Raw genomic sequence first — 21,494 nt, 5'->3', positions numbered from 1 at the left:
CCGCGCATGATTTGCGTCGGCGATTCTCACTTCTTGTGATCTTGTCCCACTATGTATGACGCATGTGCCTGACTTCGCCAAGCCCATTTTTCGTAGCGGAAGGCATGCGCGCCGGGCGCTAGTCGGCGAACGCTCAGCCGATCAGGAGGATGTGGAGATAGCGCGGACCGTGCGCGCCGCGGACATATTGCCCCTCGATATCGGTCGTCCCCGAGACCCCGGTGATCCAGTAGCGGGCGCGCGGCCAGGCGGCGGGGGCAGGGATGTCCTCGAGCTGGGCGACCAGCGTTTCCCGGCGGACCAATATGATGTGGCGCAGCGCGAGGAAATTGGGGAGCATCGGTGCCTCGGGCGCGGTGTCGAGCACCAGCGAGCCGGTCTCGGCGACCGCCGCGGTTGCGACCGCCAGCGCCGCCCCGCCATCGACCGCTATGCTGCGATCGCGGGTGAGACCGCCCCAGTCGAGCGTTTCGAGCCAGCGCACCGGCGGCACATAGAGCGATGGCGGGGCACCCTGTTCGGCGAGATAGCGTGCGATCGCCGCGGGAAGTGCCAGCGGCGTCGCAATCGTCTCGAAGGTCGCCGCCAGGCTCGGCGCCGCGAGCCGCGCTGCGAAGGTGTCGACGAGCTGGTCGGGGTCGACGCGCGGGCGCTCGGGGCCGACGAGCAGCGCAGCTGCCCCGGCTGCGAGATCGGGGGAGGTGCTTGAGCCCAGCCGGCCAAGGATCGCGGCGCGCGCACTCATTTGCTGCGCTCGCGATAGAGTTCCATGAAGGTGCGCCCCTCCGGCGCCGGTAAGTCGCGGTGCCGCGTCCAGCCGCCGGCGAGCGGGATGCTCCTGATCCACCGCCGCCCGAACAGCCGCATCGCGCGCACTGCGATCGCCGAGCCCAGCCGGTAGAGCCGTGGATGCCGCGCAACCCAGGCCCAGAGCGACACCGCGCGGCGTGTCGATGCCGGTTCCAGTCCCTCGCGCCAGCTCTTCTCGCGCCAGCCGCGCAGCAGGGTGGGAAGGGGAATTTTGACCGGACAGACTTCTTGGCACTTGCCGTTCATCGTGCAGGCCTGGGGCAGGTCGCGCGATGCGGCGATGCCGTCGAGCACCGGCGTGAGGACCGCGCCCATCGGCCCGGGATAGGTGCCACCATAGGCGTGCCCGCCGATCTGCCGGAAAACCACGCAATGGTTCATGCACGCGCCGCAGCGGATGCAGCGCAGCATCTCGGCCAGGCCCTCGGCGCGCATCCGGGTCCGGCCGTTGTCGACCAGCACGATATGCATCGCCTCGGGCCCGTCGCGATCGCCGACGCGCTTCGGGCCGGTATAGAAGGTCGTATATTGCGTCAGCGCCGCGCCCGTCGCCGAGCGTGCGAGCATCCGCAGCATATGGACGGCATGGTCCATCGAGGGGACCAGCTTCTCAATTCCTGCCGTGACGATGTGGACGCGCGGCGGCACGATCGACAGCTCGGCATTGCCTTCGTTGGTGACCGTGCACACCGCGCCCGAATCCGCGAGCAGGAAGTTCGCGCCCGAAATCCCGACATCGGCGCCGAGCATCCCCGCGCGCAGATGCCGCCTTGCGCTCTCGGCCATCGCGGCGATGGTCTCCTCGACATGCGGTTCGGCATGGCGCGCGCGGAACAGCGCGGAAACCTGCTCGCGGGTCTTGTGCATCGCCGGCCAGACGATGTGCGAAGGCCGCTCGTCGGCAAGCTGGATGATATGTTCGGCCAGGTCGGTCTCGATGCGCTCGATCCCGGCTTCGGCGAGCGCGTGGGGCAGGCCGATCTCCTCACCCAGCATCGACTTGGAGCGCGAGACCGACTTGGCGCCGGCGCGCTGGCAGATGTCGACGACGATCGCGCACGCCTCGTCTGCGGTCTCCGCCCAATGGACCTGCGCGCCCGCCGCGATTGCATTGGCCTCGAACTGCTGGAGATAGGCTCCGAGATGGGCGATCACATGGTCCTTGATCGCCGCCGCCCGCGTCCGCGCTGCCTCGAATTCGTCGAACGCGGCGACGGCTAGCGCGCGCTTGGCCTCGGCGGTGCCCGCGGTGCGCTCGACGGCGCTCTTGAGCAGCGGATCGGCGAGCGCAGCGGCGGCGCGGTCCTTGAAGCCGCTCATCCTTCCTCGCCGATCGCGGGGCCTGCGCCCATTCCGGCCAGCACCTCGACCGTGTGCATCGCGCGCACTGCCGAACCCCTACGATGGAGCTTTCCGGCCATGTTCATCAGGCAGCCGAGATCGCCGGCGAGCAGCAGTTCGGCGCCGCTGGCCTCGATCGCCGCTGCCTTCTCGTCGGTGATCGCGTTCGAGATGGCGGGATATTTGACGCAGAAGGTGCCGCCAAAGCCGCAGCACGTCTCCTCGCCGGCCAGCGGGGCAAGGCGCAGCCCGTCGACCGCGGCGAGCAGCCGGCGCGGCTGGGCCTTGATGCCGAGCTCGCGCAGCCCCGAGCAGCTGTCATGATAGGTCGCGGTAACCGGCAGCGTCACGCCCTCGGGCCGCCAGCCACAGACCTGGTCGAGAAACGCTAGGATTTCCCACGTCCGTGCCGCCAGATCCTCGGCGCGCGTCAGCCATTCGGGATCGTCGGCGAAAAGCTCGGGATAGTGCGCGCGGATCGTCCCCGCGCACGATCCACTGGGGACGACGACACAAGGATAGCCTTCGAGCGTTAGGATCGTCGCACGCGCGATAGCAGTGGCATCGCGGCGGTCGCCCGAATTGAGCGCAGGCTGGCCGCAACAGGTCTGCGTGCGCGGTACCGTCACGTCGCACCCCGCCGCCTCGAGCGCGTCGATCGCCGCGAAGCCGATCCGCGGACGCATCGCATCGACCAGGCACGTGACGAACAGCGCGACCTGGCGGCGCGCACTCATCGGTGGGCGCTCATCGGCAGGCGGCGCTGCCGAGCGGCATGGTGCGGCTGAGGTCGGGGCGTTCGGCCAATATCTTCTCGGCAACCGGCATCTTGAGGCTCTTCAGTTCCTGCGCGACGAGATTGGCCATGGCACGTCCGCCCAGTTCGCTGAAGTGGGTATCGTCGTCGATCCCCTTGGGAAAAGCGGCGAGATGCGCCTCGGCAGGATAATGGAGATAATAGGGCTTCGATCCCGCCTCGCCGAGATGGCCGATAAACTCCGCCGATCGCGCTTCCAGATCGATCAGTGGCGTGCCGGTGGTGACCACCAGCTCGCGCATCACCTGGCTATAGTCGGCGAAATCGAGCTTCACCTTGCCGTCGACGAAGCTGCGGCGCACCGGCGGAGTGACCAGCACCGGCACCAGGCCGTGCCCGCGCGCTTCCCAGATCATGCGCAGCAGATTGTCGCGATAGACGGTGGCGGCGGGGGCATAGCGCTCGGGCTTGGTGCTGCTCGAATCATTATGGCCGAACTGGATCAGCACCAGATCACCCGCCTTGGCATCGGCAAGGATCTTGTCCCACCGGCCTTCCGAAAGGAAGGTGCGCGTGCTGCGCCCGCCCATCGCGCGGTTGACCACCTCGACGTCCGGCGCGAGCCCGCATTGCAGCATCTGGCCCCAGCCGGTCTGCGGATAGCGATCGGCCGCATAATATTGCGCAGTGGAATCGCTCGCGACGAAGATGCGCGATTGGGCGAGGGCGGGTGAGGCAAGCGCGATCAGCCCCGCAGCGGCGGCGAGAACCCCCCTCATTGCAGGTTCACGAAAGCGCCGCCGTCGACGAGCAGCGCCGCGCCGGTGACATAGGCCGCCATGTCGGAGGCGAGGAAGACGATCGGCCCAGCAAGGTCCTCGGGCTGGCCGAGCCGACCCAGCGGCACGCGGCCTTCCATGTACTTGCGCTTCTCGTCGTCGGCGAGATCGTCCTTGTTGATCTCGGTGAGGATCGTGCCCGGCAGCACCGAGTTGCAGCGGATGCCGTGCTTGCCCAGCGCTATGGCGGTGGACTGCATCAGCGAATGCAGCCCCGCCTTGGTCGGGGTGTAGTGCGTCTGATATTCGCCGCCGACCAGCGCCGAGATCGACGATACCGCGACGATCGCGCCGCCATGGCCCTGGCGCACCATCTGGTTCGCCGCCGCCTGGCACATGAAATAGCCGCCGAGCAGATTGACCTGCACGGTGCGCTGGACGGTCTCGACCGGCATGTCGAGGAAGCTGTGGAACGGGCAGATCCCGGCATTGGAGACCATCACGTCGACCTTGCCGAAAGCGTCCACGGCTTTGGCGACGAAATTCGCCGCGGTGCCCGGGTCGGCCACGTCGCCCTTTATCGCGATGCCGCGCTGCCCTGCCGCCTCGATCTCGGCAATGCACGCTTCGGCATCATCGTCGCGGCTGTGATAGTTGATCGCCACATCGGCGCCTGCCTTGGCCGCGCCGATCGCGGCTGCGCGACCTATCCCGGTCGAGGCGCCGGTAACGAGCACGGTCTTGCCTTCCAACAGCTTCACGCTTCTCTCTCCCTTATCGTCTCGATCTGCGCGGCGGACGGACGTCCGGGCTCCAGCCGAGATCGGTGCTGATCTGTTGCGCGGTCTCGCGGACTTCGGCGCTGAGCTCCGTCATCCGCTCGTCGTCCATATATTGTGCGGCGCTCGACACGCTGATTGCTGCGACGATCTTGCCCGAGACATCGCGCACCGGCGCGGCGACGCAGCGGATCAGGTCCTCATTCTCCTCGAGATCGAAGGCGTGACCTGCATCGGCATAGCCGCGCATCCGCTCGAACCAGACTTCGCGATCCGCCCTGGGCGCTCCTTGCGCCTGGTCGTCGACGAACAGCCGGTCCCATTCGGCCTCGGAACCATCGATCAGCAGCGCTTTGCCGAGCCCGGTCGAGGTGAGCGGTTGGCGGTCGCCGATCCGGCTGGAAATCTCCACCCGGCGGCGGCCGGGGATCTTGTCGAGATACAGCGCAAGGTCGTTGTCGAGGCGGCCGAGATGCACCGTGTCCTCGGTGCGCGCCGCCAAGTCCTCCATCCGCGGCCGCGCGATCTGGACGATGTCGGCCTGGCTCTGCGCGAGGAAGCCGAGCTGGATGAGCTTGGGGCCGAGATGATAGCCGTCGCGCGGCATATAGGTGAGGAAGCCGCGGTCGATCAGCGCATTGGCGAGGCGGTGCGTCGTCGAGCGGGTGAGGCTCATCCGCGCCGAAAGCTCGGCGAGCTTCACCGGTCCGTCGATAACCTTGTCGAGCATGTCGAGCCCGCGGACCAGCGTCTGGCTGCCCTGGACCTTGGAGCCGCCCTTGACGGCTGCCGGTGCCTCGTCGGCCTCGGATTCAGCGTTTGACGTTCCACGTCTCATCAAGTAACATCCTATCCCATAAAGTGAGAAAGTAAAGCTTGGGAGGGATGGTAAGGCAGCGGAGCATTTCGGCTCCGGACCACCCACACATCGCCTGTTCGGGCGCGGCGTATCATATGATGGTATGGCGCGCGCGGAAATTTTCACATTGTCGATATGCGTCCGGCTATCTGGAATAGGGGCGCAAAAGGGAGATCGGGAAGCGTGGCTGCAGCCGGACTTTCAAAGATCAAGCAGGTGCGCGCCTATACCGTGCGGGGTGGTGGTGCCGATTATCACGACCAGGGCGAAGGCCATTGGATCGATGATCACATTGCAACGCCGATGAGCCGCTATCCCGAATATCGCCAGTCACGGCAGAGCTTCGGGATCAACGTGCTCGGCACTTTGGTCGTCGAGATCGAGGCCGAGGATGGCACGATCGGCTTTGCGGTCACCACCGGCGGCGAGCCCGCCTGCTATATCGTCGAGAAGCATTTCGCGCGCTTCCTCGAGGGCCGCAGCCCTACCGAATATGAGAAGATCTGGGACCAGATGTATTTTGCCTCGCAATATTACGGGCGAAAAGGTCTGGTCGTGAACGCGCTTTCGGGCGTCGATCTCGCCTTGTGGGATCTGCTTGGCAAGCTTCGCGGCGAGCCCGTCTACCAGATGCTCGGCGGCGCGGTGCGCGACGAGCTGCAATTCTACGCCACCGGCGCGCGGCCCGATGTCGCCAAGGAACTCGGCTTCATCGGCGGCAAGATGGCGCTCCACCATGGTCCCGCCGAGGGGCTGGAGGGGATGCACAAGAATATCGCCACGCTCGCCGACATGCGATCGAAGGTCGGCGACGATTTCTGGCTGATGCTCGATTGCTGGATGGCGCTCGACGTCGAATATGCGACGCGCCTTGCGCACCGCGCCTATCACGAATGCGGGCTCAAATGGATCGAGGAAGCGATCAGCCCCGACGATTATTGGGGCTATGCCGCGCTCAAGCGCAACGTTCCCAAGGGCCTGCTGGTCACCACCGGCGAGCATGAGGCGACGCGCTGGGGCTTCCGCATGCTGCTCGAGATGGACTGCTGCGACATCATCCAGCCCGATGTCGGCTGGTGCGGCGGCGTCACCGAACTGCTCAAGATCTCGGCGCTGGCGGACTCCTATGGCAAGCTCGTCGTGCCGCACGGATCGAGCGTCTACAGCTATCACTTCGTGATCACGCGCCACAATTCGCCCTTCGCCGAATTCCTGATGATGCATCCGGGGCCGACCGAAGTGGTGCCGATGTTCCATCCGCAGCTGATTGGCGAACCGGTTCCGCAGAACGGGCGTCTGCGCGCGAGCGCGCTCGACAAGCCCGGCTTCGGAGTCGAGCTCAATCGCGATCTCGACATGCACCGCCCCTACACGCACTGAGACCGAGAGAACCCCACATGAAATTCTGCCGTTACGGCCCCCGCGGACAAGAAAAGCCCGGCCTGATCGACGCCCATGGCGCGATCCGAGATCTGTCGGGAAAGCTCGACGACGTCACCGTCGAAGCGATCGCCGCGCTCGGCGCGCTCGATCCCGAGACGCTGCCGCTGGTCGAAGGTGAGGTGCGCTACGGCGTGCCGATCAAGGGCATCGGCAAGATCGTCGCGATCGGCCTCAACTATGAGGACCATGCGATCGAATCCAACCTGCCGATCCCGAGCGAACCGGTGATGTTCATGAAGGCGTTATCGAGCCTCACCGGCCCGAACGACGAAGTGATGATCCCGAAGGATTCGACGCACAGCGACTGGGAAGTCGAACTCGGCGTCGTGATCGGCAAGACCGCGCGCTATGTCGACGAGAAGGACGCGCTGTCGCATGTCGCGGGCTACACGATCGCCAACGACGTATCGGAGCGCTTCAACCAGAAGCAGCGCGGCTCGCAATGGAGCAAGGGCAAGGGACACGACACCTTCTGCCCGGTCGGCCCCTGGCTGGTGACCTCTGACGAAGTCGCCGATCCGCAGGACCTCGACATGTTCCTCGACGTCAATGGCGCGCGGATGCAGACCGGCAACACCCGCACGATGATCTTCAACGTCGCCGAAATCATCGCCTATGTCAGTCAATATATGACGCTCTATCCGGGCGATCTGCTGATCACCGGGACGCCGCCGGGCGTCGGCGAAGGCAAGAAGCCGCAATCGATCTTTCTCAAGGCAGGCGACACGATGCGGCTCGGCATCGCCGGACTGGGCGAGCAGCAGCAGCAGGTCGTCGCGTGGCGCCACCTCGGCGACGCGGTGCTCGGATGAGCATCTATACCGACAGGTTCGCGGGCCGCGCCGCAGTCATCACCGGGGGCGCCTCCGGGTTAGGCCGCGCCGTCGCCAAGCGCCTCGTCGCCGAAGGCGGCAAGGTTGCCTTGTGGGACGTCAATGCCGATGCGCTCGCCGAAGCCGCCGCAGAGGTCGGCGCCAGCTACACCGCGGCGATCAACGTCGCCGATCCCGACGCGGTCGCCCATGCAGCGGCGAAGAGCGCCGAGGCGCTTGGCCGGATCGACATCCTGGTCTGCTCGGCGGGGATCACCGGCGCCACGGCGCCGGTCCATGAATATCCGCTCGACAGCTGGGAGCAGGTCGTCGGGATCAACCTGAACGGACTGTTTTATTGCTGCCGCTCGGTTGTCCCGTTCATGCTCGCCAATGGCTATGGCCGGATCGTCAACGTCTCGTCGGTTGCGGGCAAGGAAGGCAATCCCAATGCCTCGGCCTATTCCGCCTCGAAGGCCGGCGTGATCGGGCTGACCAAGTCGCTCGGCAAGGAGCTGGCGGGCAAGGGCATCATCGCCAACGCGCTGACCCCAGCCACGTTCGAAAGCCCGATCCTTGAGCAGCTGCCCCCGAGCCAGGTCGATTATATGCGCTCGAAGATCCCGATGGGCCGCCTGGGCGAGGCCGAGGAAAGTGCCGCAATGATCCTGTTCATGGCGAGCGAGGAGTGCAGCTTCACCACTGCATCGACCTTCGACACATCGGGCGGGCGGACGACGTTCTGAGCGGCGCAGTCGCCCCGGCCTTTGGGCCGGGGCCCACCAAGCATCAAGCGAGGCGCATGGTGTTGTCGCTTTTCGTTTGCCTCGCGGTGGCCCCGGCCCAAGGCCGGGGAGACCGGACTATTTCAACATCGTCCGCACTTCATAGACCACCGTCTCGCCGATCTGCGCACTGAACCGTACCGTCGAGCTCGCGGCACCGGTCTCGGGGAGCGGATAGTCCACCGTCACGAAGCCGTCCTCGCCCGGGCCGGCGCGCTTTTCGACCGCGATCTGCTTGTCGTCGACACTGATACCGGCGACGCGGTCGATGTCATGGCCCCAATAGACCACGCGCAGCAGCGCTGCGCCAGGTTTTCGCGCCAGGCGGAACTGCATAGTCTCGCCGGGAAGCAGTTTCCTCGCCGACCGGCCGTTGAGCTGGATCGCTTCGCTCTTGGCCGACGTGAAGCCATGGTCACGCTCGGGCTGCATCTCGCCGAGATAGAAGGCATCAATGGTGCGGCGCGCCAGATCGGCATTGGCCTTGGCCGCCGCCACATAGTCCTCGCGCGCATTGTCCCACGCCGAGGGAGTGAAGCTGCGGAAATAGACTGCAGTGCGCCGGTCGTAGAGCGGGAAGAAGGGCTTGAGGCGGGTTTCGCCGCCCAGCGGATTGGCGACGCGATATTCGTGCGGCCCGCCGGCAGGCTGCAGCATTGCCGCAGCATCGCCGCTGGTCACCAGCGCCGGCCCGACCCCTTCGAACGGCCGGTCCGCCGGGCCTAGGTCCGCCGCGAGCACCAGCGGACCGCTGACGAACGCCAGCGTCGTCGGGTCGCCTGGGATTGGCTCGGCCCGCAGGGTCATCGGCAGCGTCAGCGCCACCGTGTCGCCTGCCTTCCAGCGCCGCCGCAGCATCGCATAGCCGTTCTGCGCGTCGATCGGCACCGCCGCGCCGTTGACCGCAAGCACCGGCGCCTTGGCCCAGCCGGGAATGCGCAGCGCCAGCGTCGCGGTGCCGCGCGGCGCCCGTCCGACGTTCAGCGCGATCGCGCCGTCCATCGGATAGCGCGTGTCGATCGCCAGCTTCCAGCCGCCTTCGCCCCAGTCGAGCGCCGAAGGGGTGAACAGATTGACGAACAGCGTTTCGCCGCCGTGCCAGAAGATCGAGTCCGCATGCTTGGCGTGGCTCTCCATCCCTGAGCCGACGCAGCACCAGAAACTCTCCTCCGGCGTCGAATAGCTGCGCCGCGCGCCCGCCGCGAGCGGCATGAAATAGACGAACATGCCGGTGTCGGGACGCTGGTGCGCGAGCATATGGTTGAGCTGGATACGCTCATAGGTGTCGAACAGCGCGGCATTCGGCGCCCAGCCATAGAGATGGCGGGTGAGCTTGAGCATGTTGTAGCTGTTGCAGGCTTCGCAGGTCGCTTCGGTCACTGCGCCGGCGAGCTGATCGGCCGGGCCGAAATGCTCGCGCTCCGAATTGCCGCCGATGACATAGCTGTGATGCTGGGTCACCGTCTCGTGGAAGAAGCGCGCGGCAGTGGCATGCGCCGGATTGCCGGTGAGTTCGTGGAGCCGGGCGAGACCGATCACCTTGGGGATCTGGGTATTGGCGTGCAGCCCGGCGAGCTTGTCCTGCTGCTGGGTTAGTGGATCGAGCACGAACTTGTGGCGCAGCTTTTCGGCGATGCGCAGCCACTGCGGATCGCCGGTCAGCGCATAGGTATCGGCATAGGCCTCGTTGATCCCGCCATGCTCGGCGCGCAGCATCTGCTGGATCTGCGCGTCGCCAAGCCCCTCGACGATCCGCCCGAAATAGTCGGCGACGCCGAGCAGCACCGGCAGCGCGTGCGCATTGTCGGCGAGGCGCACCGCGTCGACGAGTCCGGCATGGACCTTGTGCCAGGTGTAGACCGGCACCCAGCCGCCGTTGAGATCGAAGCCCTGGGTGCGGATGTCGCCGCGACGAACCTCCTCGAAGACGATCTTGCCGTCGACGATCTTGCCGTCGCGCAGGATGGTGGTGCCGCCCAAATAGCCGTCGCCGTGCGCGGCCTGGATCCGCGCCATCTCGCCGATCGCATGGTCGAGCCGGGCCGCAATCTCGCGGTCGCCGGTGTGGGCGACGGTCAGCGCGCAGGCGGACAGCCAATGGCCAAGCGAGTGCCCGGCGATGCCGGCCGATTCCCACCCGCCATAGGCCGGCGCCTTGGGCGGCAGGCCGGCCGAGACATAGAAATTATGGAGCAGCCGCTCCGGATCGAGCGCGAGCAGATAGCGGCGATTGGCCGCCGCAGCATCGGCGAAGGGCGAGGGGGCAAGCGTGACGAACCGGGCGGGCACCGGAGCGGCGCGCGTGACGCGATCGGCGATCCTGTCGCGGGCAAGGGCAGGGCCGGCAAGCGCCAGCGCGCTGACGCCGCCGAGGAAGTGTCTGCGCGAAACCATGCCGATCATCCGTCCGCTCCTCTGTCCTCCATCGTCACCCCGGCCTTGGGCCGGGGCCCATTATGCCGCACGGACCGCGTTCGATCCTGAAGGGCGTTGCGCGCCGCCCGGTGGATCCCGGCCCAAGGCCGGGATGACGAGGGGGCGAGGCGGATGCCTCACCCCATTTATCAATGATTGTCGCGCGGCAGGCCCATGGTCTGTGCGATCTTCTGATACTTCTCCGAGCCTTCCAGGATCGCGCCGGTTTCCATCTGGCCGACCACGGCGCGCTGGATCTCCTGCCACGGCGTCTGCGAGGCCGGATATTTGAACCCACCGGCCTCGGTCAGCGCGCGGCGGCGCTCGGCGAGTTCCGCGTCGGGGATCAGCACGTCGGCAGTGCCCTTGCCGAGATCGATGCGCACGCGGTCACCGGTCTGGATGAGCGCGAGCCCGCCCATCGCTGCCGCTTCGGGCGAGGCATTGAGAATCGACGGCGAGCCCGAAGTGCCCGATTGGCGGCCGTCGCCGATGCAGGGCAGGGCATGGACGCCTTCGCGGATCAGGTACGCCGGCGGACGCATATTCACTACTTCGGCCGCGCCCGGATAGCCGATCGGGCCGGCACCGCGCATGAACAGCAGCGTCTGATCGGTGATGCCGAGCGAGGGATCGTCGATGCGGTGATGATAGTCTTCGGGGCCGTCGAACACGACCGCAGGGCCCTCGAACGCCTCGGGATCGTTCGGGTTCGACAAGTATCGATCGCGGAACTCGGGCGAGATCACGCTGGTCTTCATGATCGCGCTGTCGAACAGATTGCCGCGCAGCACGATGAAGCCGGCCTCTTCCTTGAGCGGCTGATCGAACGGGCGGATGACCTTCTCGTCCTCGATCGTCGCGTCGCGGCAATTGTCGCCCATCGACTTGCCGTTGGCGGTGATGGCGCCTTCGTGGATCAGGCCCTGCTGGATCAGCTGGGCAACCACCGCGGGCACGCCGCCGGCACGGTAATAATCCTCGCCGAGATATTCGCCCGCGGGCTGCAGATTGACGAGGAGCGGGACCTTGTGGCCCTTTTCCTGCCAGGTATCGATCGGCAGGTCGACGCCGATATGGCGCGCGATCGCGGCGAGATGGATCGGCGCGTTGGTCGATCCGCCGATTGCCGAATTGACGACGATCGCGTTCTCGAATGCCTCGCGCGTCAGGATGTCCGAAGGCTTGAGGTCCTCGGCCACCATCTCGACGATGCGCTTGCCGGTGTCATAGGCGACTTCCTGGCGATCGCGATACGGCGCCGGGATGGCTGCCGAGCCGGGCAGCGACATGCCCAGCGCTTCGGCCAGGCTGTTCATCGTCGTCGCGGTGCCCATCGTGTTGCAATAGCCGGTGGACGGCGCCGACGAGGCGACGAGCTTGATGAACTCCTTGTCGGTGATCTCGCCCGCGGCAAGCAGCTCGCGCGCCTTCCACACGATCGTGCCCGATCCGGTGCGCTCGCCCTTATGCCAGCCATTGAGCATCGGCCCGACCGACAGCGCGATCGCCGGAATGTTCACCGTTGCCGCCGCCATCAGGCAGGCCGGGGTGGTCTTGTCACAGCCGATGGTCAGGATCACGCCATCCAGCGGATAGCCATAGATCAGCTCGACCAGTCCGAGATAGGCGAGGTTGCGATCGAGACCCGCGGTCGGGCGCTTGCCGGTTTCCTGGATCGGATGGACCGGGAATTCGATCGCGATGCCGCCTGCCTCACGGATGCCTTCGCGCAGCCGCTCGGCCAGCACCAGATGGTGCCGGTTGCAGGGAGAAAGGTCGCTGCCGGTCTGGGCGATGCCGATGATCGGCTTGCCCGACTGGAGTTCCTCGAGGCTCAGCCCGAAGTTCAGATAGCGCTCCAGATAGAGCGCCGTCATGTCGATATTCTCGGGGTTGTCGAACCAGGCGCGCGAACGGAGCTTCTTGGTCGGCGAAGGCGTGGTCATTGTAACGATAAGCCCTTTTTACGCGGGGTCAGCCGGTCGTGGACAGGCGGAAGATCATGCGGTGGTGGTAGGGATGCGCCGGATCCACCCGCGCCGAGCCGAAAGCCGGCTGGTTGGGCGTATCCGGAAACTTCTGCGGCTCCAGCGCGATGCCGTCGCCCATGCGATAGAGATGCCCCGACTTGCCGATCAGCGTGCCGTCGAGGAAATTGCCGGTATAGACCTGCACGCCGGGCTGATCCGAAAGCACTTCGAGCACGCGACCCGATGCAGGATCTTCCAGCCGAGCGGCGAGCTTGGGCTCCTTGGTGGCGCCGGCGTCGAGCGCGTAATTGTGATCGACGCCGCGGCCGAAAACGATCTGTTCGTCGCGGCCGTCGCGCAGCCCTTCCTCGATGATCTTGCCCTGGGTGAAGTCGAACACCGTGCCGGCAACGGCCTTCAACTCGCCGGTGGGGATCAGCGCGGCGTTGACCGGCGTGTACTTGCTCGCCGGGATCGTCAGCTTGTGCTGGAGGATGCCGCCATGCGCGCCTTCGCCGGCCATGTTGAAGATCGCGTGGTTGGTGAGATTGACCACCGTCGGACCGTCGCTGGTCGCGTCATAGTCCATCGTCAGATTGCCATTGTCGTCGAGACTGTAGGTCGCCGTGACCTTGAGCGTCGCGGGATAGCCCTGGTCGCCCGCCGGGCTGGTCAGCGCGAAGGTGACGCTGGCCTGGGCGCCGCTCTTCACCGAGACGATCTTCCAGGGCAGCTTGTCGAAGCCCTTGGTGCCGCCGTGGAGCGAATTGGCCTTGTCGTTCTGGGTGAGCTGATAGCTCTTGCCGTCGAGCGTGAACTTGCCGCCGGCAATGCGATTGGCATAGCGGCCGACGCTGGCGCCCCAATAGTTCGGGTGGTCGACATAGCTCTGGAGATCGTCATAGCCGAGCTCGACATCGGCGATCTTGCCGCTGCGATCGGGCGCGTGGAGCGCCTGGAGCGTCGCGCCGAAGGAGATGATCCGCGCCGAAACGCCGTTCTTGCCGGTGAGCGTCACCGCTTCGATCACGGTGCCGTCAGCCAGCTTGCCGAACGCCTCGCGCTTGGCTTCGGCGGCGAGCGCCGGATTTGCGAGGGCGACGGCGCCGATCGCTGCTGCTACGAGGCCGGCTGAGCCAAAGGAACGCATATCCTCTCCATCTTGTCAGGGCATGATCGAACCGCGTTGACGCGCCATGCCCTCGCCTTATAGTCCGACAAAAATCGGAAGGGCAAGCTTGCTGGGGTCGTAAGGCGTTCAGGGCTTAAGGGAGAAGGATTTCAATGCCTGGACCAGTGAATGTTACCGCGACTGCGGGCGTGCAGCCGGGGGCGGGCGCAAGCTATCGCTCGGCACTCACCCTGCTCGCGAGCCTCTTCTTCATGTGGGGCTTCATCACCGTCATCAACAACACGCTGCTGCCGCATCTGCGCAGCGTGTTCGACCTCAGCTACACCCAGACCACGCTGATCGAGAGCGTCTGGTTCATCGCCTATTTCGTCGCGTCGATTCCTTCGGCGAAACTGATCGAGCGGATCGGCTATCAGAAGTCGCTGGTCACCGGGCTGCTGATCATGGCGGCGGGTGCCCTCGGCATGATGCTCGCGGCGAGCATTCCTTCGTACGGCGTCACGCTGGTGATGCTGTTCGTGATCGCGAGCGGAATCACGCTGCTCCAGGTCGCGGCGAACCCCTATGTCGCGGTAGTCGGCAAGCCCGAGACCGCGTCGTCGCGGCTCAACCTCGTCCAGGCGATGAACTCGGCCGGCACGATGCTCGCCCCCAGCTTCGGCGCCTATCTGATCCTCGGCCGCTCGAAGGGCGGCACCGCGCATGCCGGCGAAGTGCTCACCCAGGCCGAGCGGCTTGCAGACGCGCAATCGGTGATCCTGCCTTACGGCCTGGTCGCGGTCGTCCTTATCGTCCTTGCGATCGTGATCGCGCGCTTCCCGCTTCCTGCAATGGGTTCGGCCACCAGCCGCCTGGGCAAGGAGGAGCGCAAGAATCACTCGCTTTGGAAGCACCGCAACCTGGTGTTCGGCGTGCCCGCGATCTTCATCTATCTGATCGCCGAGATCGGCGTCGCCAACCTCTTCGTGAACTTCGTCAGCCAGCCCGACATCGCCAACCTCACGCATGAGCAGGCCGGCAACTACCTTACCTTCCTGTGGGGTGGGATGATGGTCGGCCGCTTCGTCGGCTCGGCGGTGATGCAGCGTATCTCGGCGGAGAAGGTGCTCGCCTTCTTCTCGATCGGCGCCTTCGCGGTGATGGTCATCACCGTGTTCGCGCACGGCCCGGTGGCAATGTGGTCGCTGATCCTGGTCGGCCTGTTCCACTCGATCATGTTCCCGACGATCTTCACCCTCGGCATCAAGGGCCTCGGCCCGCTGACCGAGGAGGGCTCGGGCCTGCTGATCATGGCAATCGCCGGCGGTGCGCTGGTGGTGGTGCAGGGTTGGCTCGCCGACGCATACGGCCTGCAGACCTCGTTCATCCTCACCGCGGTGTGCGAGCTCTACATCCTGTTCTACGCATTGTGGGGCGCCAAGACGACGCACGCGCTGCCGGAGCCGGTGGTGGAGTGAGCGCCTCGGCCTGAACGCAAAAAGGGCGTCCCGCCAGACCGGCGGGGCGCCCTTTTTCTCAGACCCTTCCGCGCAGGGCGGGATCAAATCAGCTCATCGAGCTGCGCGTATCTTCCAGCGCCAGCTCCACCAGCACGCGCATCGCCTCGGCAGCCGCGTCGGGGTCGCCGGCGGCGATCGCGTCGTACACGCGGACATGGTCCGGGATCGGATTGCGCGGCAGCTCGCGGGCGCGCTGCTTGAACTGGGTGGTCCAGTTGACCGCGGCGCCGATGCTGGCGCTGAGCACCACGATCGCGTCGTTGCGCGTCGCCTGCAGCACCGAATTGTGGAAATCGCGGTCCGCCGCGCGCCCCGCCTCGGTGGCGAGCGAATATTGGCGCATCGCGGTCAGCGCCGCTTTCATCGTCTTGAGATCGTTGCGATCGCGCCGCTGCGCGGCAAGGCGCGCAGCCGCGGGCTCGACGATCGCGCGCAGCTCGAACAGGTTGCGGATGAAATCCACGTCGGGTTCGCCGGTGAATGCCCAGGCGAGCACGTCGGGATCGAGCAGGTTCCAGCGGTTGCGCGGCAGCACCCTGGTGCCCGCCTTGGGCCGGCTTTCGACGAGCCCCTTGGCCGTGAGCACCTGCACCGCCTCGCGATAGGCGCTGCGCGAGACGTTGAGGCTCTCGGAAAAGGCGACTTCGCCTTCCAGCCGGTCCCCCGGCGCATATTCACCCGAGACGATCGCTGCTCCCAGCTTGTGTGCGATTGCTCCGTGCAATCGCCGTCCCGTGCCGCGCGGCGTCCGCGGCTCGCTCGTTTCGGCGTGGTCGACCGAAACAGGCTCCTCTACCCCATTGACGATTGTCATTTTTGCCCTCTTTTGCCCCGGTTCTATCAGTCGTCGCGCGAAGGTGGAACGGAAAGATTGCCTAACGCGCAGCGCTGGAATATGTCGGAGTAATACTGGAGAGGTTCATGACCGGCGACAATCAAATTTCCGCTTCGCAGACGCAGTTCCGTTCGATCGACGCCCGCACCGGCGAACCCTTTGGCGAACCCTTCGCGACACACGGGGTGGCCGATGTCGATGCCGCCTGTGCTGCGGCCGAAGCCGCCTTCGAAACCTATCGCGCCACCGACCGCGAGACTCGCGCCGCCTTCCTCGAGCAAATCGCCGACGAGATCGTCGCGATCGGCGACGTGCTGATCGAGACCGCGATGCGCGAAAGCGGCCTGCCGCGTGCCCGCCTAGAGGGCGAGCGCGGCCGCACCGTCGGCCAGCTCAAGCTGTTCGCGGGCGTCGTCCGTGGCGGCGAATGGCTCGGCCTGCGAATCGATCCCGCGCTTCCCGATCGCCAGCCGCTGCCGCGCCCCGATCTGCGCCTGCGGATGATCCCGCTCGGCCCGGTCGCGGTGTTCGGCGCGTCGAACTTCCCGCTCGCCTTCTCGACCGCCGGCGGCGACACCGCCTCGGCGCTTGCCGCGGGCTGCCCGGTGGTGGTCAAGGGCCATCCTGCGCATCCGGCCACCGGCGCGCTCGTCGCTGCGGCGATCGCCCGCGCGGTTGCCGCCTCGGGGCTGCCCGAGGGCGTGTTCCAGCATCTCGTCGGCCCGGGCAATGACCTGGGCGGCGCGCTCGTTCAGGATCCGCGCATCACCGCGGTCGGCTTTACCGGCTCGCGCGGCGGCGGTCTCGCGCTCGTCCGTATCGCCCAGGGCCGCGAGGTGCCGATCCCGGTCTATGCCGAGATGTCGAGCATCAATCCCGTGCTGCTGCTTCCCGCGGCGCTCAAGGCGCGCGGCGCAGCGATCGGAACGGCGTTCGTCGGCTCGCTGACGATGGGTGCCGGCCAGTTCTGCACCAATCCTGGGCTGGTGCTGGCGATCGAAGGCGAGGGGCTCGACGCATTCATCGCCACGGCCACTGAAGCGCTCACCGCCTCGGCGCCTGCGCCGATGCTGACGCCCGGCATCCACGCCGCCTATGCCGCGGGCGTCGACAAGCTGGCGTCGCATGCCTCGGTCAAGACGCTCGCCCGTGGCGAAGTCGGTGAGGGGATCACCTGCGGCCAGGCCGCATTGTTCGAGACGACTGCCGCACAATTCATCGCCGACAAGGCTCTGGGACACGAAGTGTTCGGTTCCTCCTCGGTGATCGTGCGCTGCGCCGACGAAGCCGAACTCCGCGCCGTGCTCGTCACTGCCGAGGGTCAGCTCACGGCGACGCTGCAGATGGACGGCGAGGACGAGCCGCTCGCTGCGCGCCTGCTGCCGCTGCTCGAGCGCAAGGCCGGCCGCATCCTCGCCAATGGTTGGCCCACCGGCGTCGAAGTCGCGCATGCGATGGTCCATGGCGGGCCATTCCCGGCAACGTCGGACGGGCGGACCACCTCGGTCGGCAGCCTCGCGATCGATCGCTTCCTGCGTCCGGTTTCGTACCAGAATCTCGCGTCCGGGCTGCTACCGTCCGAACTGCGCGACAACTCGGGCCTGCCGCGCCTGATCGACGGCAAGCCGGTTCTCGGCTGAGTTTTTCCAGGGCTGAACAATTCCGGGGCGGCCCGAATGCGCCGCACCCGCATTTCGGAGAGAAGACCATGACTTTGCGCCTGTTGCAGCACCGCGGTTCGGACGGTGTGCGCTCGGTGATCGCGGCGCGTGGCGATCGTGCGACGATCGTCCCCGGCGTCGAGAGCGTCCGCGCGCTCGCGCTCGAGGCAATCGCCCAGGGCCAGAGCCTTGCGCAGGCAGTCGAAGCCCGCGGTGAAGGCGCCGAGATCGATCTTGCGGCCGAATTCGCCGCCGGCCGCTTCCTCGCGCCGATCGACCATGAAGATCCGGCGCATCTGGCGATGACCGGCACCGGGCTCACCCATCTCGGCTCGGCCGAGGGCCGCGACAAGATGCACCGTGAGGCTGCCGCTGCCGAGAAGCAGACCGATTCGATGCGGATGTTCCTCGAAGGCGTCGAGGGCGGCAAGCCCGCCGCCGGGCAGACCGGCCAGCAGCCCGAATGGTTCTACAAGGGCGACGGCACCCAGCTCGTCGGACCTGGCCAGCCGCTTTCGATGCCTGCCTTCGCGCAGGATGGCGGCGAAGAGCCCGAGCTTGCCGGCATCTATGTCATCGGCCCGGATGGCACGCCCTATCGGATCGGCCTCGCCCTCGCCAACGAGTTCAGCGACCACGTCACCGAGCGGCACAACTATCTCTGGCTCGCCCATTCGAAGCTGCGCCAGGCCGCGCTCGGCCCCGAACTGTTCGTCGGCGACGTGCCCAGCGACGTTCGCGGCGCCAGCCGCATCGTGCGGGATGGCGAGACGATCTGGGAAAAGCCGTTCCTGTCGGGCGAAGACAATATGTCGCACAGCCTTGCCAATCTCGAGCACCATCATTTCAAATATGCGCTGTTCCGCCGCCCCGGCGACGTCCATGTCCATTTCTTCGGCACCGCGACCCTGTCGTTCAGCGACGGCATCCAGACCCAGGAAGGCGATGTCTTCGAGATCGAAGCCGCGCCGTTCACGCTGCCGCTGCGTAACCCGCTCGCGCGTGAGGCGGCCCAGCCGGTGGCGGTGAAGGCGCTCTGATGTCCGGCCCGATCCGTGTTGCCGTGGTCGGGATGGGCAAAATCGCCCATGACCAGCATCTGCCGTCGATCGCCGGCAATCCCGACCTCACGCTCGCCGCGACGGTAAGCTCGCGCGGCGAGGGGGTTGGCGATCTGCCGCATTACCGCACGCTCGACGAACTGCTCGCCCAGGATATCCAGATCGACGCGGTGGCACTCTGCACGCCGCCGCAGCCGCGCTACGATCTTGCCGCCAGCGCGATTGCCGCGGGCAAGCACGTGTTCCTCGAAAAGCCGCCCGGGGCGACGCTCGCCGAAGTCGCGGTGCTCGACGATCATGCCGCGGTCGCGGGCGTGACGCTCTTCGCCAGCTGGCATTCGCGCTACGCCGCGGGCGTCGCGCCGGCAAAGGCCTGGCTTGCCGCGCGCCGCATCAAGCGCGTCTCGATCGTCTGGCGCGAGGATGTCCGCGTCTGGCATCCGGGGCAGGACTGGATCTGGGAGCCGGGCGGCCTTGGCGTGTTCGATCCCGGCATCAACGCGCTCTCGATCGCGACGCATATCCTGCCGCGGCCGTTCTTCCTCAAGACGGCGAAGCTCTCGATCCCGGCCAATCGCGCCGCGCCGATCGCCGCCGACATCGCCTTTCGCGATACGCTCGGCACGCCGATCAGCATGGACCTCGACTGGCGACAGACCGGCCCGCAAAGCTGGGACATCACCGTCGAGACCGACGAGGGCACGCTCAAGCTGGAAAAGGGCGGGGCGGTGCTGCATTTGCCGACCGGCACGCACACCAGCGAGGACCGCGAATATCCGGGGCTCTATGCCCGGTTCGCCGAGCTGATCCGCAGCGGCCGGCGCGATGTCGACACCGCGCCGCTGCGCCTCGTCGCCGACGCCTTCCTGCGCGGCGACCGCGAGGCCGTCGAGGAATTTCACGACTAACGAACGGCCCCTCGGGGGCGAATCCAATGCCGGGGCCAACCCCGCAAAAGGGAGAGAATAATGATCCGCACGTTACGCCGCACGGCGCTTGCCCTGCTGCTGTCCACGACGCCGCTCGCGGCGGCCGCGCAGACGACGAGCACGGCCGAGGTGCATGCCGACAAGGCCGGCCCGACCTATGACCGGCGCATCTTCACCCAGTTCGCCGAGCATCTCGGCAACGGCATCTATGGCGGGCTGTGGGTCGGCAAGAATTCGAAGATCCCCAACACCAACGGCTTCCGCAACGACGTCGTCGCCGCGCTCAAGGATCTGTCGGTCCCGGTGATCCGCTGGCCCGGCGGCTGCTTTGCCGACGAATATCACTGGCGCGAAGGCATCGGCCCGCAAAAGCAGCGCCCGGTCAAGATCAACACCCATTGGGGCGGCGTTACCGAGCCTAACGAAGTCGGCACCCACGAGTTCTTCGAGCTGCTCCGCCAGGTCGGCGCCGAGGCCTATGTCGCCGGCAATGTCGGCAACGGCACCCCGCGCGAGATGGCCGAATGGGTCGAATACATGACCTCGCCCGCCGGCAGCCTGGCCGATGAGCGCGCCAAGAACGGCCACAAGGCGCCGTGGGCGGTGCCCTATTTCGGCGTTGGCAACGAGCTTTGGGGTTGCGGCGGCAATATGCGCCCCGAATTCGCCGCCGACGAGACCCGCCGCTATGCCACCTTCATCAAGGCACCCGCCGGCACCAAGATCCTCAAGATCGCCGCCGGCGCCAATGTCGACGACTATAACTGGACCGAGACGATGATGCGCGTCGCCGGCGCCCAGCTCGACGGCGTCTCGTTGCATTACTACACGCTGCCGCAGGGCGGCTGGCCGCCCAAGGCCGATCCGGTCAATTTCGACGAGACCGGCTGGGCCGATGCGCTTGCCGGCGCCTGGCACATGGACGAGCTGGTCACCAAGCACAGCGCGATCATGGACAAATACGACCCGCAGAAGCGCATCTTCCTCGCGGTCGACGAATGGGGCACTTGGTATGCCCAGGATCCGGGCACGCATCCGGGCTTCCTGCGCCAGCAGAACACGCTGCGCGACGCGCTGGCCGCCTCGATCCATCTCGATATCTTCGCCAAGCACGCCGATCGCGTGCGGATGAGCGCGATCGCCCAGATGGTGAACGTGCTCCAGGCGATGATCCTCACCGATGGCAGCAAGATGGTGCTGACCCCGACCTATCACGTCTTCGAGATGTACAAGCCGTGGCAGGATGCAACGGTGCTGCCGATCGAGATCAAGTCGCCCTGGTATAACAAGAACCAGTTCGTAATGCCCGCGGTCAGCGGCTCGGCGGTGAAGGGCAAGGACGGCAAGATCCATATCGGCCTGTCGAACCTCGATCCCAACCAGACCAACACGGTGACGGTGAAGCTCGACGGCGTCAGCGCCGCGACCGTCACGGGCCGCATCCTGACCGCTCCGGCGATCAATGCGCATAACAGCTTCGATGCGCCGGAAACCGTGAAGCCGGTGCCGTTCAGCGGCGCGCAGATGAGCGGCGACACGCTGACCGTGACGCTGCCCGCCAAATCGGTGGTCGTGCTCGAACTATGATAATGCGGCGCCCAGGCGAATACGCCGGGCGCCGTCC

18 protein-coding genes are annotated in these 21,494 nt (G+C 66.4%); 8 read left to right on the top strand and 10 right to left on the bottom strand.

Going from position 1 to position 21,494, the window contains the following annotated elements; translation table 11 throughout:
* Positions 1 to 133: 133 nt before the first annotated feature.
* From AB2M62_RS09130 to AB2M62_RS09105, 6 genes are read right to left on the bottom strand one after another with little or no spacing between them, the layout of a single operon-like run.
* A complete protein-coding gene (locus tag AB2M62_RS09130) occupies positions 134 to 745 on the bottom strand; it encodes a lactate utilization protein C (RefSeq protein ID WP_404339600.1) in 612 nt (203 codons plus the stop codon).
* Positions 742 to 2,130: a lactate utilization protein B gene (locus tag AB2M62_RS09125; protein ID WP_404339598.1), complete on the bottom strand. Its 1,389-nt coding sequence runs from the start codon at positions 2,128 to 2,130 to the stop codon at positions 742 to 744. The genes AB2M62_RS09130 and AB2M62_RS09125 overlap by 4 nt, the downstream gene beginning before the upstream one ends.
* Positions 2,127 to 2,888, bottom strand: coding sequence for a (Fe-S)-binding protein (locus tag AB2M62_RS09120; protein ID WP_404339596.1), 762 nt, complete (start codon positions 2,886 to 2,888; stop codon positions 2,127 to 2,129). The genes AB2M62_RS09125 and AB2M62_RS09120 overlap by 4 nt, the downstream gene beginning before the upstream one ends.
* A gap of 10 nt (positions 2,889 to 2,898) precedes the next feature.
* On the bottom strand, positions 2,899 to 3,687 hold the full coding sequence (locus AB2M62_RS09115; protein ID WP_404339594.1) for a rhamnogalacturonan acetylesterase: 789 nt from the start codon (positions 3,685 to 3,687) through the stop codon (positions 2,899 to 2,901).
* Entirely contained in the window at positions 3,684 to 4,448 is a 765-nt protein-coding gene (locus AB2M62_RS09110) for an SDR family NAD(P)-dependent oxidoreductase (protein WP_404339592.1), read from the bottom strand. Before AB2M62_RS09110 ends, AB2M62_RS09115 begins: the two co-directional genes overlap by 4 nt.
* Before the next feature lie 13 nt (positions 4,449 to 4,461).
* Entirely contained in the window at positions 4,462 to 5,304 is an 843-nt protein-coding gene (locus tag AB2M62_RS09105; protein WP_404339590.1) for an IclR family transcriptional regulator, read from the bottom strand.
* A gap of 204 nt (positions 5,305 to 5,508) precedes the next feature.
* Between AB2M62_RS09105 and rhmD the strand changes: the two genes are divergently transcribed.
* The 3 genes from rhmD to AB2M62_RS09090 are packed head-to-tail and all read left to right on the top strand — an operon-like array spanning position 5,509 to position 8,326.
* On the top strand, positions 5,509 to 6,705 hold the full coding sequence (gene rhmD / locus AB2M62_RS09100) for an L-rhamnonate dehydratase (protein WP_404339588.1): 1,197 nt from the start codon (positions 5,509 to 5,511) through the stop codon (positions 6,703 to 6,705).
* 17 nt (positions 6,706 to 6,722) lie between these two features.
* The gene (locus AB2M62_RS09095; RefSeq protein WP_404339586.1) at positions 6,723 to 7,580 is read left to right on the top strand and encodes a fumarylacetoacetate hydrolase family protein; all 858 of its coding nucleotides are present in this window, start codon (positions 6,723 to 6,725) and stop codon (positions 7,578 to 7,580) included.
* On the top strand, positions 7,577 to 8,326 hold the full coding sequence (locus AB2M62_RS09090) for an SDR family NAD(P)-dependent oxidoreductase (protein WP_404339584.1): 750 nt from the start codon (positions 7,577 to 7,579) through the stop codon (positions 8,324 to 8,326). The genes AB2M62_RS09095 and AB2M62_RS09090 overlap by 4 nt, the downstream gene beginning before the upstream one ends.
* A gap of 117 nt (positions 8,327 to 8,443) precedes the next feature.
* Here the strand turns inward: AB2M62_RS09090 and AB2M62_RS09085 are convergent, their stop codons facing one another.
* The 3 genes from AB2M62_RS09085 to AB2M62_RS09075 all read right to left on the bottom strand — a co-directional run bounded on the left by AB2M62_RS09085 (position 8,444) and on the right by AB2M62_RS09075 (position 13,903).
* Positions 8,444 to 10,768: a beta-L-arabinofuranosidase domain-containing protein gene (locus tag AB2M62_RS09085; protein WP_404339582.1), complete on the bottom strand. Its 2,325-nt coding sequence runs from the start codon at positions 10,766 to 10,768 to the stop codon at positions 8,444 to 8,446.
* Positions 10,769 to 10,929: 161 nt separating this feature from the next.
* Positions 10,930 to 12,729, bottom strand: coding sequence for an IlvD/Edd family dehydratase (locus tag AB2M62_RS09080; protein WP_404339580.1), 1,800 nt, complete (start codon positions 12,727 to 12,729; stop codon positions 10,930 to 10,932).
* 28 nt (positions 12,730 to 12,757) lie between these two features.
* A complete protein-coding gene (locus tag AB2M62_RS09075; protein ID WP_404339578.1) occupies positions 12,758 to 13,903 on the bottom strand; it encodes an aldose epimerase family protein in 1,146 nt (381 codons plus the stop codon).
* A 134-nt stretch (positions 13,904 to 14,037) separates the two neighbouring features.
* On the opposite strand from AB2M62_RS09075, the gene AB2M62_RS09070 reads away from it, so the two are divergent.
* The gene (locus AB2M62_RS09070; RefSeq protein ID WP_404339576.1) at positions 14,038 to 15,342 is read left to right on the top strand and encodes a sugar MFS transporter; all 1,305 of its coding nucleotides are present in this window, start codon (positions 14,038 to 14,040) and stop codon (positions 15,340 to 15,342) included.
* A gap of 88 nt (positions 15,343 to 15,430) precedes the next feature.
* On the opposite strand, the gene AB2M62_RS09065 is transcribed toward AB2M62_RS09070, so the two are convergent.
* Positions 15,431 to 16,198, bottom strand: a complete 768-nt coding sequence (locus tag AB2M62_RS09065; protein ID WP_404339574.1) for a FadR/GntR family transcriptional regulator — start codon at positions 16,196 to 16,198, stop codon at positions 15,431 to 15,433.
* Between the two features lie 107 nt (positions 16,199 to 16,305).
* Between AB2M62_RS09065 and AB2M62_RS09060 the strand changes: the two genes are divergently transcribed.
* The 4 genes from AB2M62_RS09060 (at position 16,306) to AB2M62_RS09045 (ending at position 21,457) form a co-directional block, all read left to right on the top strand.
* Positions 16,306 to 17,859, top strand: a complete 1,554-nt coding sequence (locus tag AB2M62_RS09060) for an aldehyde dehydrogenase (NADP(+)) (RefSeq protein WP_404339572.1) — start codon at positions 16,306 to 16,308, stop codon at positions 17,857 to 17,859.
* Between the two features lie 68 nt (positions 17,860 to 17,927).
* Positions 17,928 to 18,920: an AraD1 family protein gene (gene araD1 / locus AB2M62_RS09055; protein ID WP_404339570.1), complete on the top strand. Its 993-nt coding sequence runs from the start codon at positions 17,928 to 17,930 to the stop codon at positions 18,918 to 18,920.
* Complete coding sequence (locus AB2M62_RS09050) at positions 18,920 to 19,849, top strand: Gfo/Idh/MocA family protein (protein WP_404339568.1); 930 nt, start codon at positions 18,920 to 18,922, stop codon at positions 19,847 to 19,849. Before araD1 ends, AB2M62_RS09050 begins: the two co-directional genes overlap by 1 nt.
* Before the next feature lie 60 nt (positions 19,850 to 19,909).
* A complete protein-coding gene (locus AB2M62_RS09045; protein ID WP_404339566.1) occupies positions 19,910 to 21,457 on the top strand; it encodes an alpha-N-arabinofuranosidase in 1,548 nt (515 codons plus the stop codon).
* Positions 21,458 to 21,494: the final 37 nt, after the last annotated feature.

Origin of the sequence: Sphingomonas sp. MMS12-HWE2-04, assembly GCF_044881185.1 — a bacterium.
Taxonomy (GTDB): Bacteria; Pseudomonadota; Alphaproteobacteria; order Sphingomonadales; family Sphingomonadaceae; genus Sphingomonas.
This window is presented reverse-complemented; position numbering and strand designations above follow the sequence as displayed.

Bases quoted from the DNA above. Each gene is read 5' to 3' on its own strand.
- AB2M62_RS09130 (WP_404339600.1), bottom strand. From the start codon at position 745: ATGAGTGCGCGCGCCGCGATCCTTGGCCGGCTGGGCTCAAGCACCTCC.
- AB2M62_RS09125 (WP_404339598.1), bottom strand. From the start codon at position 2,130: ATGAGCGGCTTCAAGGACCGCGCCGCCGCTGCGCTCGCCGATCCGCTG.
- AB2M62_RS09120 (WP_404339596.1), bottom strand. From the start codon at position 2,888: ATGAGTGCGCGCCGCCAGGTCGCGCTGTTCGTCACGTGCCTGGTCGAT.
- AB2M62_RS09115 (WP_404339594.1), bottom strand. From the start codon at position 3,687: ATGAGGGGGGTTCTCGCCGCCGCTGCGGGGCTGATCGCGCTTGCCTCA.
- AB2M62_RS09105 (WP_404339590.1), bottom strand. From the start codon at position 5,304: ATGAGACGTGGAACGTCAAACGCTGAATCCGAGGCCGACGAGGCACCG.
- AB2M62_RS09095 (WP_404339586.1), top strand. From the start codon at position 6,723: ATGAAATTCTGCCGTTACGGCCCCCGCGGACAAGAAAAGCCCGGCCTG.
- AB2M62_RS09090 (WP_404339584.1), top strand. From the start codon at position 7,577: ATGAGCATCTATACCGACAGGTTCGCGGGCCGCGCCGCAGTCATCACC.
- AB2M62_RS09085 (WP_404339582.1), bottom strand. From the start codon at position 10,768: ATGATCGGCATGGTTTCGCGCAGACACTTCCTCGGCGGCGTCAGCGCG.
- AB2M62_RS09080 (WP_404339580.1), bottom strand. From the start codon at position 12,729: ATGACCACGCCTTCGCCGACCAAGAAGCTCCGTTCGCGCGCCTGGTTC.
- AB2M62_RS09075 (WP_404339578.1), bottom strand. From the start codon at position 13,903: ATGCGTTCCTTTGGCTCAGCCGGCCTCGTAGCAGCAGCGATCGGCGCC.
- AB2M62_RS09070 (WP_404339576.1), top strand. From the start codon at position 14,038: ATGCCTGGACCAGTGAATGTTACCGCGACTGCGGGCGTGCAGCCGGGG.
- AB2M62_RS09065 (WP_404339574.1), bottom strand. From the start codon at position 16,198: ATGACAATCGTCAATGGGGTAGAGGAGCCTGTTTCGGTCGACCACGCC.
- AB2M62_RS09060 (WP_404339572.1), top strand. From the start codon at position 16,306: ATGACCGGCGACAATCAAATTTCCGCTTCGCAGACGCAGTTCCGTTCG.
- araD1 (WP_404339570.1), top strand. From the start codon at position 17,928: ATGACTTTGCGCCTGTTGCAGCACCGCGGTTCGGACGGTGTGCGCTCG.
- AB2M62_RS09050 (WP_404339568.1), top strand. From the start codon at position 18,920: ATGTCCGGCCCGATCCGTGTTGCCGTGGTCGGGATGGGCAAAATCGCC.
- AB2M62_RS09045 (WP_404339566.1), top strand. From the start codon at position 19,910: ATGATCCGCACGTTACGCCGCACGGCGCTTGCCCTGCTGCTGTCCACG.